General features: G+C 62.5%; 21 protein-coding genes and 2 tRNA genes. 17 read left to right on the top strand and 6 right to left on the bottom strand.

Features of this window, described 5'->3' with window-relative positions:
* Window positions 1-70 precede the first annotated feature (70 nt).
* A tRNA-Val gene (locus HNO53_RS11490) sits at window positions 71-147 on the top strand.
* A 16-nt stretch (window positions 148-163) separates the two neighbouring features.
* A tRNA-Val gene (locus HNO53_RS11485) sits at window positions 164-240 on the top strand.
* Between the two features lie 79 nt (window positions 241-319).
* Here HNO53_RS11485 and HNO53_RS11480 read toward each other — a convergent pair.
* Window positions 320-805, bottom strand: a complete 486-nt coding sequence (locus tag HNO53_RS11480) for a GAF domain-containing protein (RefSeq protein ID WP_209472254.1) — start codon at window positions 803-805, stop codon at window positions 320-322.
* Window positions 806-897: 92 nt separating this feature from the next.
* On the opposite strand from HNO53_RS11480, the gene HNO53_RS11475 reads away from it, so the two are divergent.
* A complete protein-coding gene (locus HNO53_RS11475) occupies window positions 898-1197 on the top strand; it encodes an MTH1187 family thiamine-binding protein (RefSeq protein WP_209472253.1) in 300 nt (99 codons plus the stop codon).
* Window positions 1198-1274: 77 nt separating this feature from the next.
* Here the strand turns inward: HNO53_RS11475 and HNO53_RS11470 are convergent, their stop codons facing one another.
* From HNO53_RS11470 to HNO53_RS11460, 3 genes are read right to left on the bottom strand one after another with little or no spacing between them, the layout of a single operon-like run.
* Complete coding sequence (locus HNO53_RS11470) at window positions 1275-2096, bottom strand: MetQ/NlpA family ABC transporter substrate-binding protein (RefSeq protein WP_209472252.1); 822 nt, start codon at window positions 2094-2096, stop codon at window positions 1275-1277.
* A 25-nt stretch (window positions 2097-2121) separates the two neighbouring features.
* Complete coding sequence (locus HNO53_RS11465; protein WP_209472251.1) at window positions 2122-2775, bottom strand: methionine ABC transporter permease; 654 nt, start codon at window positions 2773-2775, stop codon at window positions 2122-2124.
* The gene (locus HNO53_RS11460; RefSeq protein WP_209472250.1) at window positions 2756-3847 is read right to left on the bottom strand and encodes a methionine ABC transporter ATP-binding protein; all 1092 of its coding nucleotides are present in this window, start codon (window positions 3845-3847) and stop codon (window positions 2756-2758) included. Before HNO53_RS11460 ends, HNO53_RS11465 begins: the two co-directional genes overlap by 20 nt.
* A 436-nt stretch (window positions 3848-4283) precedes the next feature.
* Between HNO53_RS11460 and HNO53_RS11455 the strand changes: the two genes are divergently transcribed.
* The 7 genes from HNO53_RS11455 to HNO53_RS11425 all read left to right on the top strand — a co-directional run bounded on the left by HNO53_RS11455 (window position 4284) and on the right by HNO53_RS11425 (window position 10261).
* Window positions 4284-4913: a riboflavin synthase subunit alpha gene (locus HNO53_RS11455; RefSeq protein WP_209472249.1), complete on the top strand. Its 630-nt coding sequence runs from the start codon at window positions 4284-4286 to the stop codon at window positions 4911-4913.
* A gap of 200 nt (window positions 4914-5113) precedes the next feature.
* The gene (locus HNO53_RS11450) at window positions 5114-6415 is read left to right on the top strand and encodes an NCS2 family permease (protein WP_209472248.1); all 1302 of its coding nucleotides are present in this window, start codon (window positions 5114-5116) and stop codon (window positions 6413-6415) included.
* Between the two features lie 22 nt (window positions 6416-6437).
* Complete coding sequence (locus tag HNO53_RS11445; protein ID WP_209472247.1) at window positions 6438-6983, top strand: adenine phosphoribosyltransferase; 546 nt, start codon at window positions 6438-6440, stop codon at window positions 6981-6983.
* Between the two features lie 7 nt (window positions 6984-6990).
* Window positions 6991-7470 (top strand): xanthine phosphoribosyltransferase, encoded by a 480-nt coding sequence (gene gpt, locus HNO53_RS11440; RefSeq protein ID WP_209472246.1) that lies wholly within the window; start codon window positions 6991-6993, stop codon window positions 7468-7470.
* 16 nt (window positions 7471-7486) lie between these two features.
* Window positions 7487-8185, top strand: coding sequence for a uracil-DNA glycosylase (gene ung / locus HNO53_RS11435; RefSeq protein ID WP_209472245.1), 699 nt, complete (start codon window positions 7487-7489; stop codon window positions 8183-8185).
* 99 nt (window positions 8186-8284) lie between these two features.
* Complete coding sequence (upp, locus tag HNO53_RS11430; protein WP_209472244.1) at window positions 8285-8914, top strand: uracil phosphoribosyltransferase; 630 nt, start codon at window positions 8285-8287, stop codon at window positions 8912-8914.
* 105 nt (window positions 8915-9019) lie between these two features.
* Window positions 9020-10261, top strand: a complete 1242-nt coding sequence (locus tag HNO53_RS11425) for a uracil-xanthine permease family protein (RefSeq protein WP_209472243.1) — start codon at window positions 9020-9022, stop codon at window positions 10259-10261.
* Between the two features lie 58 nt (window positions 10262-10319).
* On the opposite strand, the gene HNO53_RS11420 is transcribed toward HNO53_RS11425, so the two are convergent.
* Window positions 10320-10901 (bottom strand): cupin domain-containing protein, encoded by a 582-nt coding sequence (locus tag HNO53_RS11420; protein WP_209472242.1) that lies wholly within the window; start codon window positions 10899-10901, stop codon window positions 10320-10322.
* A 143-nt stretch (window positions 10902-11044) separates the two neighbouring features.
* Between HNO53_RS11420 and mobA the strand changes: the two genes are divergently transcribed.
* The 6 genes from mobA (at window position 11045) to HNO53_RS11390 (ending at window position 15039) form a co-directional block, all read left to right on the top strand.
* Window positions 11045-11680: a molybdenum cofactor guanylyltransferase MobA gene (gene mobA, locus HNO53_RS11415; RefSeq protein WP_209472241.1), complete on the top strand. Its 636-nt coding sequence runs from the start codon at window positions 11045-11047 to the stop codon at window positions 11678-11680.
* Complete coding sequence (gene mobB / locus HNO53_RS11410) at window positions 11680-12258, top strand: molybdopterin-guanine dinucleotide biosynthesis protein B (RefSeq protein ID WP_209472240.1); 579 nt, start codon at window positions 11680-11682, stop codon at window positions 12256-12258. The genes mobA and mobB overlap by 1 nt, the downstream gene beginning before the upstream one ends.
* Before the next feature lie 56 nt (window positions 12259-12314).
* A complete protein-coding gene (gene moaC, locus HNO53_RS11405; protein ID WP_209472239.1) occupies window positions 12315-13124 on the top strand; it encodes a cyclic pyranopterin monophosphate synthase MoaC in 810 nt (269 codons plus the stop codon).
* 5 nt (window positions 13125-13129) lie between these two features.
* Window positions 13130-13597: a molybdopterin synthase catalytic subunit MoaE gene (gene moaE, locus HNO53_RS11400; RefSeq protein ID WP_209472238.1), complete on the top strand. Its 468-nt coding sequence runs from the start codon at window positions 13130-13132 to the stop codon at window positions 13595-13597.
* Window positions 13581-14594, top strand: coding sequence for a GTP 3',8-cyclase MoaA (gene moaA / locus HNO53_RS11395; RefSeq protein WP_240549145.1), 1014 nt, complete (start codon window positions 13581-13583; stop codon window positions 14592-14594). The genes moaE and moaA overlap by 17 nt, the downstream gene beginning before the upstream one ends.
* 154 nt (window positions 14595-14748) lie before the next feature.
* On the top strand, window positions 14749-15039 hold the full coding sequence (locus tag HNO53_RS11390) for an H-NS family histone-like protein (protein ID WP_209472237.1): 291 nt from the start codon (window positions 14749-14751) through the stop codon (window positions 15037-15039).
* Between the two features lie 119 nt (window positions 15040-15158).
* Here HNO53_RS11390 and HNO53_RS11385 read toward each other — a convergent pair whose 3' ends face one another.
* Entirely contained in the window at window positions 15159-16742 is a 1584-nt protein-coding gene (locus tag HNO53_RS11385) for a ribonuclease J (RefSeq protein WP_209478617.1), read from the bottom strand.
* A gap of 243 nt (window positions 16743-16985) precedes the next feature.
* On the opposite strand from HNO53_RS11385, the gene purU reads away from it, so the two are divergent.
* Window positions 16986-17840, top strand: a complete 855-nt coding sequence (gene purU, locus HNO53_RS11380; RefSeq protein WP_209472236.1) for a formyltetrahydrofolate deformylase — start codon at window positions 16986-16988, stop codon at window positions 17838-17840.
* Window positions 17841-17850 lie beyond the last annotated feature (10 nt).

Raw genomic sequence — 17850 nt, 5'->3', positions numbered from 1 at the left:
AATGCAGCGATATCGGTAAGATATGCATCCGTTGCCGCAGCGCAGATTGGCGGCAATGAAAGCCGGAAGCAGGACCATAGCTCAGTTGGTTAGAGCGCCACGTTGACATCGTGGAGGTCGGCGGTTCAAATCCGCCTGGTCCTACCAGCTCTCCTGATTATCCAGGACCATAGCTCAGTTGGTTAGAGCGCCACGTTGACATCGTGGAGGTCGGCGGTTCAAATCCGCCTGGTCCTACCAGAATTCCGAAACGCCCCGTGGCATATCATCGCCACGGGGCGTTTCTTATTTCTGCATCGCTTGTTTTCGTGCCGCATGGTTATGGCGCAGCAAGCCAATCTGGCAGGCTCGTGCGCTCGAGGAAAACTTTCACCAGCCGCTCGATGCCCGCCTGATCCTCTTCGCTGAAGCGTGCGCGGCGGGGGCTGTCCAGGTCGAGCACGCCCCACAGTGTTCCCTCCCGCATGAGCGGGATCACCAGCTCCGAGTTCGATGCGGCGTCGCAGGCGATATGATCGGCGATGGCATGAACGTCGTCGATGCGCTGCGGTTGGCGGCTACGGGCAGCGGCACCGCACACGCCTTTATCGAACGGGATAGGGTTGCAGGCAGGCTTGCCCTGGAAGGGGCCAAGCGTGAGCAGCTCGGGCTGGCGCTGCAGGTAAAACCCCACCCAATTGAGTTCATCCACCTGCTGCATGATGAAGGCGGTGATCTGGGCGGCATTGACCAGCCAGTCGGCACTATCCATCAGGGCGTCGAGCTGTCGGGCGAGCAGTGCGTAATCGGGAGTGTTCGATGCCATGGAGTCTCCTTTTGCCTTGGGTTTGAACAATGGTCGGGGCGGCACTAGGTTTCGGGTAGGGATTGCCGTTTGATCGATCAGGAGGATTGAGTATGCGCGTGGTTGCTGATGTCAATGTCACCCCAATCGGGGCCGGAGCTTCGCTGTCAGCCCATATCGCCGCCTGCGAGGAGGTGATCGAAGAGGCAGGGCTCAAGTATCGCCTGCATGCCCACGGTACCAACCTGGAGGGGTCATGGGAGGAGGTGATGCAGGTCGTTCAGCGCTGCCATGACGTGCTGCATGAGCGCGGTGCGCCGCGGGTCGACAGTGCAATCCGCCTTGCCACGGCCACCGACAAGGATCAGAGCCTGGAGGGCCGAATCGACAAGGTCGAGCGCAAGATCGGCTGATCCGACCACATTGCCAAGCAAGCGGGCCGACGCATGGCGTCGGCCCGTTGTCGTTCAGTCGGCGACAAGTCTCGGCATTACTCCCAGCCGGGCACGGCGCCACCATCGAACAGTTCCTGGGCCTTTGCGGCAACCTCTTCGCTCTGGTAGGCGGAAACCAGCTGCTCGATCTCCTCGCGGTCTTGATCCCCTTCGCGCACGGCGATGATATTGACATAGGGAGATTCCGGGCCCTCCTTGAGCAGGGCGTCATCCAGATGCAGGCCGGCCGGTTGGGCGAAGGTATTGTTGATGAAGGCCAGGTCGACGTCCGGCAGCACGCGTGGAAGCTGGGCCGCCTCGATTTCACGGAACTGGAAGTCGTGGGGATTCTCGACCACGTTGACCGGCGTGGCCTCGAGGTTCTCGTGGTCGTCGAGGGTGATCAGGCCGGCGTTGTGCATCAGGATCATGGCGCGCCCGCCGTTGGTCGGGTCGTTGGGCAGGGCGATGATGGCGCCGTCGGGCAGGGCCTCGATGCTGTCATGTTTCTCCGAGTAGGCGCCGATCGGATAGACGAAGGTGTGGCCGGCCACGGCCAGCTCATAGCCGCGATCCTCGACCATGCTCTGCAGGTACGGCTCGTGCTGGAAGGCGTTGGCATCGAGGCTGCCGTCGGCGAGTGCGGCATTGGGCGAGACGTAGTCGGTGAACTCGACGATCTCGACCTCGAGGTCGTAGCGCTCCTTGGCGATCTGGACCGCGACTTCCATCACCTCCGACTCGGGGCCGGACATGGTGCCGACCTTGATCGAGCGCGATTCGGCATCGTCGTTGCCGCAGCCGGCGAGCAGGCTGGTGGTGGCGAGAGTGCCGACCAGGGTGGCAGCGCCGAGCAGGCGGGTCAGGGTTGCTTGCATTGGGTCATTCTCCTTGGGTGTGGCGTCACTTGCGATCCGACTTGCGTACCAGGGTGTCCCCCAGGCTCTGGAAGCCCTGCACCATGACCACCAGGATGGCCACGGTGATCAGCATGATGGTGGGGTTGAAGCGGTTGTAGCCGTAGCGAATGCCCAGGTCGCCCAGGCCGCCACCGCCAACGGCGCCGGCCATGGCCGAGTAGCTCACCAGGGTGACGATGGTGATGGTCAAGCCGGTAATGATGCCGCCGCGGGCCTCTGGCAGCAGCACCTTGGTGATGATCTGATGGGGCGTGGCGCCCATCGACTGGGCCGCTTCGACCAGCCCAGGGGGAATCTCGTTGAGTGCACCCTCCACCAGACGGGCGACGAAGGGGATGGCGGCCAGGGTCAATGGCACGATGGCGGCGTTGGTGCCGATGGAGGTGCCGACGACCAGGCGTGTGAAGGGGATGATCGCCACCATCAGAATGATGAAGGGGATCGAGCGGCCGATGTTGGTCACCATGCCGAGCACCTGGTTGAGTACCGGGCGTGCGAGGATCTGGCGTGGCCGGGTGACGTAGAGCATCACGCCCAGCGGTACGCCTAACAGGGCCGAGATCACGCCCGATACGGCGACCATGTAGAGCGTGTCCAGGGTCGCCTGGAGAATCAGGTCAATCATCGCGCTGGACATGGCCAAGCACCTCCACGTGAAGATCATGGGTTTCGAGGTAGTCGATGGCGCGGCGAGTCTGCTCGGGGGGGCCGAGCAGTTCGGCGATCATAAGCCCCAGGGTGCGCTCCTGGATCGATTCCACCTTGGCCTGCAGGATGCTCACGTCCACGCCGCACTCACGTGCCAGGCGGGAGATCAGCGGAGTCGAGACCGCGTCGCCCGAGAACGCCAGGCGCACCACGGGGTGGGTATGCTCGCCTGGCTCCTCCTCGAGTCTTTCCACCAGTGCCTTGGGCGGTTCGAGCTGGAGAAAATCATTGAGGAACTCGCGTCCGAGCCGGGTGCGCGGGGCGGTGAAGAAGTCTCCGACCTCGGCTTCTTCGACCAGCTCGCCGTCGGAGATCAGGCTGACCCGGTGGCAGATCGACTTGACCACCTCCATCTCGTGGGTGATCAGCAGAATGGTCAGGCCGAGCTTCTGGTTGATCTCGCGCAGCAGGGCGAGGATCGAGCCGGTGGTTTGTGGGTCCAGCGCCGAGGTCGCTTCGTCACACAGCAGTACGCGAGGTTCGCTGGCCAGCGCCCGGGCGATCGCCACGCGCTGCTTCTGGCCGCCGGAGAGCTGGGCGGGAAACTGGCGGGCCTTGTCGGCCAACCCGGTGAGTTCCAGCAGCGGCAGTACGCGTTCGCGAATGGCGCCACGCTTCAGGCCCATCAGCTCCAGCGGCAGTGCCACGTTGTCGAAGACATTGCGCGTTGTCAGCAGGTTGAAGTGCTGAAAGATCATGCCGATGCGATGACGTGCCTGGTTGAGTTCGGTGGCGGAGAGGTCGGTCATCTCCTGGCCGTCGACCACGACGCTGCCGCTGGAGGGGCGTTCGAGCAGGTTGACGCAGCGAATCAGCGTCGACTTGCCGGCCCCGGAGAGGCCGATGACACCGTGGATGCTGCCCTGGGGAACGTGGAGGTCGACGCTCTTGAGCGCCTCGATCGTTCGCGGCGGCGTATCGCGCCGGCGGGCGGCGAACGGTAGCCGGCTTTTTGTGCCGGTGAGGTGGTAGGTCTTGGAAACGTTGCTTAGCGTGATCATCTGGCTTCCTGAGAGGCCGTCCCCCGGTGGAGCGGGTTCAGCGGCAGCCAGGAGGATGGCCGGAACGAAAAAAAGGCCACCCTGGCGGGTGGCCATCAACGCTGGACACACCCTTTTAGCTGCACTTCACGCCGCTGGGAATGGAGCTTTCCATTTCCCCTCGGCGTGGGCGCCCGCAATCCGGGTACAAATCGGCGCCTGAAATGTGATGGCGAATGGTAGGGTCAATGAAGCGCTCTGTCAATGCATTGGTGTATGTTTGTAGCCTTCGGTTCGATTGCTAGCAAAATGTTCTGCTGGCGGTGTGTTCGGCATGGCATCGTTCTGGTGAAGGGGCGTCGCCTGATGTTCATGCCAATGGACGTTGCGGTCGCGAATTCTTACACTGCGAGCCCTAACACATTCTCACCATTGTCGGGACTGCCCAGGAGGCGTCATGTTCACAGGCATCGTTCAGGGGACGGCCGAGATCGTCGCCATCCAGGAGGCGGAGGCATTCCGTACCCACGTGGTGAGCTTGCCAGCCGCCCTGCGCGAAGGGCTCGAACTCGGGGCTTCGGTGGCCCATAACGGCGTTTGCCTGACCGTGACCGCCATCGAAGGCGAACGGGTCAGCTTCGATCTGATGCGCGAGACGCTACGGGTGACCAACCTCGGTGCGTTGCGTGAAGGGGATCGCGTCAATATCGAGCGAGCGGCGCGCTTCGGTGACGAGATCGGTGGGCACGCGATGTCCGGACATGTCATGGCCATGGCCGAACTGGTGGAGTTGGATCAGGCGCCCAACAATCGTCGCCTCTGGTTCGAGGTGCCCCATGCGCTGGGGCGCTTCTTGTTCGACAAGGGCTACATCGGCGTAGACGGGATCAGCCTGACGATCGGTGAAGTGGGGCGCGCCACGCCCGAGCACGGCCCGCGCTTCTGCGTCGACCTGATTCCCGAGACGCTCGAGCGCACCATTCTCGTCGATCGCGTGCCGGGCGATTGGGTCAACATCGAGATCGATCCCCAGACCCAGGCTATCGTCGAGACGGTAGAACGTGTTCTTGCCTCGCGTGGTGTCTGAGGCACGCTTCAAATGACCGTTTCGTCAAGTCTGCGTTGGCAACCACGCTGGCGCATGGCGTAGAGTTTGCTTATACAGAGCGAACCGTGCCGTGGCATGGCTCCCGGAGTGGCCTCGCATCGCCGACGGCCTTTGGGTACCATGTGCGGCTTTTCTCGCTCCCTGGCCGAACACAGCCCTTGTGCGCAGGAATGCCAAAAATGAAGAACCTTCTCGAAAGACGCTTCAAGCTGACAGAACACCAAACCAGCGTAAAGACAGAGGTCATCGCCGGGATTACCACTTTCCTGACCATGGCCTACATCATCTTCGTCAACCCCAGCATACTCTCCGAAGCCGGCATGGATTACGGCGCCGTGTTCGTCGCCACCTGTCTGGCCGCGGCCGTCGGCTGTCTGATCATGGGGCTGTGGGCCAATTACCCGATCGCCCAGGCGCCCGGCATGGGGCTCAACGCCTTCTTCACCTACGGCGTGGTGCTCGGCATGGGCTATACCTGGGAGGCGGCGCTGGGCGCCGTGTTCCTTTCCGGTTTCACCTTCTTCCTGTTAAGCGTGTTCAAGATCCGTGAATGGATCATCAATTCCATTCCGCTCTCCCTGCGCCTGGGCATCGCCGCCGGTATCGGCCTGTTCCTGGCCATGATCGCGCTGAAGAACGCCGGTATCGTGGTATCGAATCCGGCCACCTACGTGGCGCTGGGCGATCTTTCCGAGCCGTCCGCGATCTATGCACTGCTGGGCTTCTTCGCCATTACTGCCATGGCCTACCTGCGTGTCACCGGCGCGGTGATGATCGGTATCCTCGGCGTGACCGTGCTGGCCATGATCCTTGGTCACAACGAGTATGGCGGCCTGATGTCGATGCCGCCCTCCATCGCGCCGACCTTCATGGCGCTGGACCTCGCCGGCGCGCTCGACGTGGCCATGCTCAGCGTGATCTTTGCCTTCCTGTTCGTCGACCTGTTCGATACCTCGGGCACGCTGGTGGGCGTGGCCCACAAGGGCGGCCTGCTCGACAAGGACGGCAAGCTGCCGCGGCTGGGTCGCGCCATGATGGCCGACAGCGGCGCCTCCATGGCGGGTGCGGTGCTGGGTACCTCGACGACTACCAGCTACATCGAGTCCACCGCGGGCATCGTCTCAGGTGGTCGTACCGGGCTGACCGCCGTGGTAGTGGCCGGGCTGTTCCTGGTCAGCCTGTTCTTCGCCCCGCTGGCAGGCTCGATTCCAGCCTACGCCACGGCGGGTGCGCTGCTCTACGTGGCGGTACTCATGGCGGGTAGCCTGTCCCACGCCAACTGGGACGACCCGACCGATGCCGCTCCCGTCTTGATCGCTGCCCTGGCCATGCCGCTGACCTTCTCCATCGCCGAGGGTATCGCGCTGGGTTTCATCAGCTACGCTGCTATCAAGACCCTCTCCGGCCGCTTCCGCGACCTCAACCCGGCTGTGGTCGTACTGGCGATCCTGTTCGTGTTGAAGTTCCTGTTCCTAGACTGACATTTCCTCACCGAGAGCTGCGATGAGCATTTACGGCGACTACATCAAGTCCGTGATCCGAACCGTCCCCGACTGGCCGCAGCAGGGGGTCAACTTTCGCGACATCACGCCGCTGCTGCAAAACAGCTCGGCTTTCCGCAAGCTGATCGACAGCTTCGTGCACCGTTATCAGGACATGGAGCTCGATGCAATCGCCGCCATTGATGCGCGCGGTTTCATCATCGGTGCACCGGTGGCATACGAGCTGGGCTGCAGCTTCGTGCCGGTGCGCAAGAAGGGCAAGCTGCCGTTTCGCACCATCAGCGAGACCTATACGCTGGAGTACGGCCAGGCCGAGGTGGAGCTGCACTCCGATGCGTTCCGCCAGGGCGACAGGATCCTGATCATGGACGACCTGATCGCCACCGGTGGCACCATGCTGGCCGCCGCCAAGCTCATCACCCGCTCCGGCGGGCAGGTGGTGGAGACTGCGACCATCATCGACCTGCCGGAGATCGGCGGGTCACACAAGATTCGCGAGGCCGGCTTCAGTGTCTTTGCGGTCTGCTCCTTCAATGAGGACGAGTGACGAAATCATGAGCAACGCCCGCTATCATCAGCACTTCACCGTCTCCTGGGATCAGCTTCATCGTGACGTGCGCGAGATGTGTCATCGCCTGGTCGAGCGCGACTTCAAGGGTATCGTGGCGATCACCCGGGGTGGCCTGATTCCAGCGGCGCTGTTTGCTCGTGAGCTCAACGTGCGCCTGATCGACACGGTCTGCATCAGCAGCTACGACCACATGGAACAGGGCGGCCTCGACGTGATGAAGGGCGTCGACCACGATGGCGATGGCTGGCTACTGGTCGACGATCTGGTCGATACCGGCAAGACTGCCCGCAAGGTACGTGAGATGCTGCCCAAGGCGCATTTCGTGACCGTCTATGCCAAGCCGGAGGGTCGCCCCCTGGTGGACCAGTACCTGACCGAAGTGGCCCAGGATTGCTGGATCCAGTTCCCGTGGGACATGGGGGTGGCTTACGTGGAACCCCTGGTCGATCAGGTCAAGCGATAGGCGAGACGAGGGCGACATGAGCTGTCCTTTGCCGGAGAGTTGGCAGCGCTGGTTGGGAGGCGAGTTCGAGGCCTCCTACATGCAGGCGCTGCGTGATTTCCTGACGGCCGAAAAGGCCGCCAGGAAGGTCATCTACCCCCACTCCTCGAACTGGTTCCGGGCCTTCGAGCTGACGCCGCTGGAGCAAGTCAAGGTGGTGATCCTGGGACAGGACCCCTACCACGGCCCCAGCCAGGCCCATGGGCTGTGCTTCTCGGTATTGCCGGGGGTGGCAACGCCGCCATCACTGATCAACATCTACAAGGAGCTGGCAGCCGATATCGGCTGCCAGCCGGTCAGCCACGGCCATCTGGAATACTGGGCGCGGCAGGGCGTGCTGCTGCTCAACACTTCGCTGACGGTGGAGCAGGGCAACGCCGGCTCGCATCGTGGCAGAGGCTGGGAGATCTTTACCGATCGTGCCATCGAGGTCGTCAATGCTCATGCCGAGCCTTCTGTTTTTCTGCTATGGGGTAGCCACGCGCGGCAGAAGAAGGCATTGATCGACACGACGCGACACCTGGTGCTGGAGTCGCCGCACCCGTCGCCGCTCTCGGCTCACCGAGGCTTTTTCGGCAATCGCCATTTCTCCCGCGCCAATGCCTTTCTCGAAGCGAAGGGACGCGAGCCGATTGACTGGCAGCTGCCTGCTACCCCCGAAGTGGCGACCGTGTAGCGGAGATGCCTTAACCTGCTCGCGGGTTGCAGGTAAAATGCGCGCGACTCGTCCACAAGACACACGTCGCCACTTCCACCCCACGCCGAGAGGTCCGTCATGAGCGTCCACGCCATTCAACATCCGCTGGTCCAGCACAAGCTGGGTCTGATGCGCGAAGCCGGCATCAGTACCAAGAGCTTTCGTGAGCTGGCCGGTGAGCTGGCCAAGTTGCTCACCTACGAGGCGACCAAGGACCTGGAATTGGAGGAGCAGAACATCGACGGCTGGAGCGGCAAGCCGATTCCGGTGAAGCTGCTCAAGGGCAAGAAGGTGACCATCGTGCCGATCCTGCGCGCCGGGCTGGGCATGCTGGATGGCGTGACCGACCTGATCCCCAGCGCTCGTATCAGCGTGGTGGGGCTCTACCGCGACGAGGAGACACTCGAGCCCGTGCCTTACTTCGCCAAGTTCGCCGGCGATCTCGGCGAGCGCATGGCGATCGTCATCGATCCCATGCTGGCGACCGGCGGTACTATGGTGGCGACGCTCGACATGCTTCGAGAGCGTGGCTGTCAGCAGATGAAGGTGATCGTGCTGGTGGCGGCTCCCGAAGGGATCAAGCGGGTGCAGGACGCCTATCCCGACATCGAAATCTATACTGCGGCGGTGGACGACCATCTCGACGAGCATGGCTATATCGTCCCCGGTCTGGGCGATGCAGGAGATAAGATCTTCGGTACCCGGTGAGCCATACGATACGGATAATACGCCCCTGAGATTGCGATCCAGGGGCGTTTTTCTGGGCAGGATGCCTTCATACCAATCAATGACACAAAAGAAGGATAGCTTCCCATGAATGAACACGTGGCGACGGCGCAGGCGCCGGTCGAATCCTTGCCTAGGGTGATTCTGACCGGGGCGCAAATGCTCTTCGTCGCCTTCGGTGCCCTGGTGCTCGTACCCTTGCTGACCGGCCTCGATCCCAGCGTGGCGTTGTTCACCGCCGGTGTCGGTACCCTGGTGTTCCACGGCGTGACCCGGGTCACCGTGCCGGTCTTCCTGGCCTCGTCCTTTGCCTTCATTGCCCCGATCCAGGGTTCGGTGGCCAATTTCGGCGTGCCGGCCACCATGGGGGGGCTAATGGCGGCGGGGCTGGTCTATGTGGCGGTCTCTCAAGCGGTGCGTCTCAAGGGCACCGCCTGGCTGCATCGCCTGTTGCCGCCGGTAGTGGTAGGGCCGGTCATCATGGTGATCGGCCTGGCCCTGGCGCCGGTGGCGGTTAGCATGGCCACCGGCGAGACCAGCGACCATATCGACTATGGTCCCGCCACCCTGCTGTCGATGGCCAGCTTGCTGGTCACGCTGGTATTGGCAGTGTTCGGGCGCGGCCTGTTGCGCCTGGTGCCGATCATGGGCGGCATCCTGGTGGGTTATGCAATGGCGTTAATGATGGGCCTGGTGGACTTTGCGCCGGTGCATGAAGCCGCCTGGCTGGCCTTGCCGTCGTTCACGGCGCCGAGTTTCCATTGGGCGGCGATCCTGTTCATGATTCCGGTGGCCATTGCTCCCGCCGTCGAGCATATCGGCGACATGATCGCCATCGGCTCGGTCACTCGCAAGAACTACCTGGAGAAGCCCGGGCTGCACCGCACCCTGCTGGGCGACGGCCTGGCGACCTCCGTGGCGGCATTGTTCGGCGGCCCGCCCAACACCACCTACTCGGAGGTAACCGGGGCGGTAACCCTGACTCGCGCGTTCAATCCGAAGATCATGGTCGTTGCGGCCTGCCTCGCCGTTGGCCTGGCCTTCGTCGCCAAGCTCGGGGCGCTGTTGCAGACCATTCCAGGCCCGGTGATGGGCGGCATCATGACCCTGCTGTTCGGCTCCATTGCGGTGGTGGGCATGAATACGCTGGTGCGCGCCGGTCACTCCCTGACGGCGCCGCGCAACCTCGTGGTGGTGTCACTGATCCTGGTCTTCGGCATCGGCGGCATGCAGTTCGGCGGCGGTCAGTTCACCCTGCAGGGCGTGAGCCTGGCGGCCCTGGTGGGTATCGTGCTGAACTGGGTGCTGCCCGGCGCCGAAGAGGAGTAACGGACAGCCTTGAGCTTTGTTCGCAGCGTCGGCGAGTGCAGGCGGTTCTGCGTCGAACTCAAGCGTGATGCAACTCCCTGCCGCCCTCCGAGAAGGTCGGCGGGGAGTTGGCGCTAACGATCACGCACTCACCGTCCCCCACGTTGCGAAAGCGGTGGGGCAGGCGGGAATCGAAGTAGTAGGCGTCGCCCGCGCGCAGGATCCGGGCCTCGCCTGCCACCGTGAGCTCTATCTCACCCGAAATCACCACGCCGCCTTCCTCACCGTCGTGTTCGAGCATGTCGGCGCCGGTGTCGGCTCCGGGCGGGTAGCGTTCATGAATGATCGACATGCTGCGATCGGGGCGGCGTGCCGCCACCAAGCGCCATGACAAGTGGCCATCGCCGATCTCGGTGAGTTCTTCGGCGGGATAGAAGGCGCGCGGCGACGAGGGTTCGTCTCCGGCGAAGAAAGCGCTGATCGAAACCGGCAGCGCATCGAGTATTTTCTTCAACGAGCTGACCGAGGGGCTGACGCTGTTCTGCTCTATCAGCGAGATGGTGCTATTGGTGACACCGGCTCGCTTGGCCAGCTCGCGTTGGGATAGCTTGCGCGCCTTGCGTAATTCGCGCAGGCGGCTTCCCACATCAAATCCATCCATTGTCAGGTCCAGGGTGCGTTCGATTTGTTTGACGCATGATACCCTCGCTGCCGCCGTCGTGCATGAGCTGATCCGGATCATGGCGCATGCACATTGGCGCACTCGCCATGGCACCGGCGTGCAGGCTGAGGCATCATGGGGACATGACCGATCGATCAGAAGCCCGCGTCCTGGATCCCTTGACCGATGTCACCGGCCTGATTCTGGCCGGAGGGCAGGGCAGCCGCATGGGCGGCCGCGACAAGGGACTGGAGCGGCTGGGTGGGGTGGCTCTGGTGGATCATGTCCGGGCGCGCCTGGCCGGTAACGTGGCTGAGGTATTGATCAGCGCCAACCGGCATCTCGAGTGCTACCGGACCCTGGTCGATCATGTCGTGACCGATACCGAGGGCGGCTTCCAAGGGCCGTTGATGGGTATCTACAGTGGGCTGTGTGCTGCCACAACCCCGTGGGTGCTGGTGGTGCCCTGCGATACGCCGCTGCTTCCGCACGACCTGGTGACCAGAATGGCGGCCGGCATCGGCCATCACCGTATCGCCGTGGCCCATGACGGCGAGCGTTGGCATCCTGTCGTGATGCTGCTGGAGCGTGCGCTGGCGGGGGATCTTTTCACCGCCCTCGCCGCAGGGGAGCGTAAGGTCGGTCGCTGGATAGAACGCCACGCCTGGACCTGCGTGGATTTCAGCGACTGCCCCGGGGCTTTCGGCAACCTTAATACCGAAGAGGACAAGCGGTGTCTGGAGGCGCGTATGCATAGCAAGAGGAGGGGAGGACCCTGATGACATCTGCGGAGCCTGCCCAGCTCGATTTCGACGATGCGCTGCCGCTGCTCGGCATCGCCGCCTGGAGCGGCACCGGCAAGACAACACTGCTAGAGCGCCTGCTGCCACGACTAACGGCACGCGGGTTGCGGGTTGCCGTGATCAAGCATGCCCATCACGGTTTCGATGTCGATCAGCCGGGGAAGGACAGTCATCGCCTGCGACAGGCCGGTGCCGTGCCGATGCTGGTTGCCTCCCGTGCCAGGTGGGCCATGATGATGGAAACTCCCGGACAAGAAGAGGCCGACCTGGCACAACTGATCGAGACGGTGCGCGGTCAGCGCCCCGATCTGGTGCTGGTGGAAGGCTTCAAGGCCTGGCCCCTGCCCAAGCTGGAACTGTACCGCGAGGAGCTAGGCAAGACGCTACGCGTGGCCGAGGACCCCTGGGTCAAGGCGGTGGCCAGTCAACCTCCCGTCAGTGTGCCGGAGGGGGTCGATTGGCTCGATCTGGACGACCTGGAGGCGATTGCAGAATGGGTCAGTGAATGGCCGACCCGCTGGTCGTCGGCGCGGGCACCGCGCAGCCTGGTCTGAGCTTACCTTCCTGCCATGAGCATGCATCCATATAACCGAATTCGAGGCTGCTCCACATGAGTCTGACCCATCTCAACCAGCGCGGCGAGGCCCACATGGTCGACGTTGCCGACAAGGCGGAAAGCCGCCGTGAGGCAACCGCGTCCGGCTATATCCAGATGAAGCCCGAGACGCTGGCACTGCTGAGCGAAGGCGGTTTGCCCAAGGGTGATGTGCTGGCCACGGCGCGTATTGCCGGTATCCAGGCCGCCAAGCGAACCCATGAGCTGATCCCGCTGTGTCATGCACTGCCGTTGTCCAAGGTGGCAATCGACTTTCATCTGGACGAAGCGAATTGCCGGGTCGAAGTGATAGCCACTTGCCGCCTCAATGGGCGAACCGGTGTGGAAATGGAGGCATTGACGGCGGTCTCGGTGGCATGCCTGACGCTTTACGACATGTGCAAGGCCGTGGACAAGGACATGGAGATCGGCGCCATCCATGTCGATGCCAAGCGTGGTGGCAAGTCGGGCGATTATCAGCGTCAGGCAAGCGTAACGGCAGCTCCGATCGTGACCGGCGAAGGTGCGGCGGGGGAGGTCTCGGTGGGTAGTCGTTGCGATACCGACTCGCCCTGTGTTCGGGTCAAGTTCCTCGCCGAGTTGCGAGAACGGCTTGGCGTGAGCGAGCTGACTCTGCCTCTCGATACCCTGCCAAGTACCGATGTCGGAGGCTTGAAGAGCGCACTGCTCAAACGCGATGCACGCTTCGCACGACTGGGCGAGGGACGGGTGCTATGTGCCGTGAACCAGGTCATGGCGCTGGATGCGACCCCGATCACCAATGACGATGAAGTGGCATTCTTCCCGCCGGTAACGGGAGGTTGAGCGGCATGATTCGGGTTCAGCAGGCCGCATTCGATGCGGGCAGCGAGCAACGCCAGCTGCTGGAAGGGCGGACGGACATCGGCGCCGTGGTTAGCTTCACCGGGCTGGTGCGAGACTTCAACGAACGGCCCGACGTGAATGCGCTGACGCTCGAACACTACCCTGGCATGACCGAGGTCGCGCTGGGCGAGATCGTGGCGGAGGCAGAGTCGCGCTGGCCGCTGCAGGGCGTGCGCTTGATTCATCGGGTTGGACGTCTTGGTCCCGGAGATCCTATCGTATTGGTTGTGGTCGCCAGTGCCCATCGTCGTGCTGCCTTCGAGGCATGTGACTTCATCATGGACTATCTCAAGACTCGTGCGCCTTTCTGGAAAAAGGAACATAGCATTACCGGGGATTACTGGGTTGCCGAGCGCGAGTCGGACCACCGGGATGCCAGCCGCTGGGAGAGCGACAATGACAAAATCCCCTGAGACCCTGCCAGCCGAACTGGTCGATGGCTTCGGCAGGAAGGTTCGCTATGTGCGGATCTCCGTTACCGATCGCTGTGACTTTCGTTGCGTCTACTGCATGAGTGAGGAGATGACCTTCCTGCCGCGGGCGCAGATCCTCACGCTCGAAGAGTTGGGTTTGGTCGCGCGGGCGTTCGTCGAGATGGGTGTGGAAAAGATTCGCCTTACCGGTGGCGAACCTCTCGTGCGGCGTGGTATCGATCAGCTCATCGAACAGACCAGCTCGCTTCCCGGGCTGCGCGATCTGGCAATGACCACCAATGGTGCGGGACTGGTCAAGCATGCCCGGCGCCTGCGTGAGGCGGGCCTCGACAGGCTCAACATCAGCCTGGATACGCTTGATTCCGAGCGTTTTCGACGCTTGACGCGCACCGGGGATCTGTCTCGTGTGCTGGAAGGATTGCAGGCAGCGCAAGAGGCCGGCTTCGAGCGTATCAAGCTCAATGCCGTAATTCTCAAGGGACGTAATGACGACGAGGTGCTCGACCTGGTCGAGTTTGCCAGATCCCGAGGCGTTGATCTGAGCTTCATCGAGGAGATGCCGCTGGGGGATGTTTCCGATCACTCCCGCGCCGAGACCTTCTGCTCGAGCGATGACGTAAAGTCCATGATCGAACGCTACCATGAGCTGATTCCGACGGCCGAAACGACACTCGGGCCTTCACGCTATTTTCGCATGCCGGATAGCAGCAGTCGCATCGGCTTCATTTCACCGCATAGCCACAACTTCTGTGCCAGCTGCAATCGTGTGCGTGTCACTGCAGAGGGGCGGCTATTGCTTTGCCTGGGCAATGAGCACTCCGTAGACTTGCGTGCGGTGTTGCGACAATACCCCGGGGACCTCGATGCCTTGAAGCATGCCATTGTCGCGGCGCTGCCGCTCAAGCCCGAACGCCATCATTTCACTACCGATGGCGATGTCCAGATCGTGCGCTTCATGAACATGACCGGCGGCTGAGCAACAGCGAGAGAGGGGTTCTTTCTCTCCATTGTTTGGCGATATTCTGCCTTGCGTTGGAAAGGACTTTTCTTGCCAATTCGGCAAATCGGCATATACTTTTGACGAGTGAGCCTTGTGGCTGACTCGTCTTTTTCTTGCATGGAGGAGGCCAATGTCCAGCGAAACCCTGGAGCGTATCGCCCGTAACAAGAACGTGGCTCGTGCTGCGGCCCGCCAGTTGAGCATGGAACAGCTGCACAAGCTGTCCGATGTGATCGGCGAGGTCATCGAGCAGAAAAATGAAGAGGAGAAGCTCCGCAAACAGGAAGAAGCGGACAAGGAAAAGAAACTGGCTGAGATCCGCGAGGCCATGAATGATGCCGGTCTCTCCGTGGAAGATCTCGTAGGGGAACAGCCGCGCCGTCGGCGTGGTCGTCCGCCCAAGAATGCCAGCGGTTCGTGAGCCAGTTGTCCACGAATCGTCTGCTCGCGCAACTCGGGTCGGGGGTGATGCATGAGGTGTCTCCCCCGGCCTGTTGACTCATCTCTGCTGAATGCCGCTCCGCTATGACCGATAGGTACTCAGCGGTAGGCAGGTACCTCCACGGCCACCAGTTGGAGGTGTACGTCCGGTAATTGGCGCAAGTGCTGACCCAGCCAGGAAGTGACGAGAGGCTGCAGGGCGGTACGCAATTCGGCCAAGGTGTCCGCCTCGACTTCCTCCAGACGCTCATCAAGCCAATCGGTAAAGCTATCTTCGTCCATGGCGCTGACTCGATGGGCGTCCATCATCAAGCGACCGATGCGCGTCCAGCCGGTTTTCGTCGAGGCGACCGACAGTGCAAGATGCAGGATGCCATGGCGTGGCGATCCGCGCTCGGCAGTCAATCCCGGCAAAGGGGTGACGGCATCCTGACTGACGATGCAGGGTCGCTGTGGATGACGCGACTCCAGGCTCAAACCCTCGCCATCGAGTCGAACGAGATCGCCATTGATCGGCGCCAGCGGTGCCTGTATTCCCATCGACTCCGCAAGTTCCTGATGGGCCTGTTGATGACGGCGTTCACCATGTACCGGCAGTAGATGGCGTGGCTTTATCCAACCATAGAAGGTACGCAGCTCGTCCTGGGCGGGATGCCCCGAGGCATGAAGCTCGGGGTGGTTGAACTCGTCCCACACTGCAACGTCGAGATGTCTCAGGGCATGTTTGAGTCGTTCGATCTGACGCTCGTTGCCGGGAATCGCCTTGGCTGAAAAGATCACGGTGTCGCCGGCCATGAGCTCGAGGCTGTGGTGGCGGCCGTTAGCCAGGCGGCTGAGGGCGGCGCGAGGTTCGCCCTGGCTGCCGGTAGCAATGACCAGCACTTCCTCCGGCGGGAGGTAGCCGAGGTCGCTGACCGGCACCAGCGGTGGCATGTCGTCCAGGTAGCCGAGGCCCCTGGCCACGGCCACCATGCGCTCCATGGCCCGTCCCATCAAGCTGACCCGACGACCGCAGCGTTCGGCGGCTCGGGCTACGGCCAGGACCCTGGCCAGGTTGCTGGCAAAGCAGCTCACCACGACCCGGCCTGAACACTGGCTCAAGCGCTGCTCCAGCGCCCTGGCTACTTCGCCTTCACTGCGCGAATGACCCGGCATGGGAGCATTGGTGGAGTCGCCGACCACCAGGTCAACCGGCGCCAGGGCGCGAAACAGCGAACCTTTCACCGGCGGGCCGATCAGCGGTTCTGGATCCAGCTTCCAGTCGCCGGTGTGCAGCACGCGATAGTCGCCGGCGGCGATCAGCAGGGCGCAGCTTTCCGGTATCGAATGGGTCAGTGGCAGGTAGCGCAGGGTGAAGGGGCCATTCTCCAGCGCCTCGCCCGGCTCGATTACCTGGATGGCGTCGACGGCGAGGCCGCGTTCGACGAACTTGACCCGCAGCAGGCCGGCCGCCAGGGGCGTGGCATATACAGGGCATTGCCACTTGGGCCATAGCCAGGCGGCGGCGCCGATATGGTCCTCATGGCCATGGGTAATGACCAGGATCCTGGGGCGAATACCGAGCGCCTCGGGCGTCTCGAGGCTGGGTACCTGGAGCGGTGCATCCGGCAGGTCCTGGCGAATCATCATGCCGCAATCAACGGCAATCCACTCATTCTCGTGCCCGTAGAGCCCCAGGTTCATGCCGATTTCACCGCAGCCTCCCAGTGGCAGGAAGTGAAGCGGGGAACGGCGGCGGGGGCGTATCGTGGCGTGAGTCGAATGCATCGGCAAATCATGACCAGACAATGGAAACTTCACTATACGGGAACGTCGCGACCCAGAACAATGCGATGCCGACGGCGAGTACGATGTTGAGCGTGTTCCCACTCTGTCGAGTTCGCTACAATGCGTGCTCTCCGACAGCGTTCCGCACCAGGTTGGCCCATGTCTCACTATTATCGTCTCGTAGTCTCCTGCCCCGATCGCCGTGGCATCGTGGCCCGCGTTTCCGGTTTCATTGCCGGTCACGGCGGCTCCATCACGGAGGCCAGTCAGCACTCAGACCTCGAAGCCGGGCGATTCTTCATGCGCTACGAGATCCTGGCCGACTCGATCGGCATGACCGCCGCCGAGCTCAAGGATGCCTTCGAGCCCGTGGCCCGCGAATTCGATATGGATTGGGCATTGCGCGATACGCGTCGCCGACCGCGGGTAGTGATCATGGTGTCACGCGAGTCGCACTGTCTCGTCGACCTGCTGTACCGCTGGACGGCAGGTGAACTGGAGGGCGATATCGTCGGGGTCATCTCGAACCACGACGACATGCGCAGCATGGTGGAATGGCATGGCTTGCCCTACCATCACGTGCCCATCACAAGCGACGGCAAGCAGGCGGCATTCGAGGAGGTGGAGCGTCACGTCGAAGCGCTGCAGGCCGATACCGTAGTGCTGGCCCGCTACATGCAGATCCTGCCGCCGCGGCTGTGTGAGCGCTATTCCGGGCGGGTGATCAACATCCACCATAGCTTCCTGCCGTCATTTGCCGGGGCGCGGCCCTACCACCAGGCTCACTCTCGAGGTGTCAAGCTGATCGGAGCCACCTGTCACTACGTCACTGAGGAACTGGATGCCGGGCCGATCATCGAACAGGACATACATCGCGTGAGCCATTGCCATACGCCCCAGGATCTGGTCCGCTTCGGTCGCGATGTCGAGAAGGGGGTCCTGGCGCGAGGCTTGCGTTGGCATCTCGAAGACAGGGTGCTGATCCATGGTAACAAGACCGTGGTCTTTGCCTGACAAGTACAGG

This window comes from Billgrantia antri (assembly GCF_017868935.1).
Lineage (GTDB): Bacteria > Pseudomonadota > Gammaproteobacteria > Pseudomonadales > Halomonadaceae > Halomonas > Halomonas antri.
This window is presented reverse-complemented; position numbering and strand designations above follow the sequence as displayed.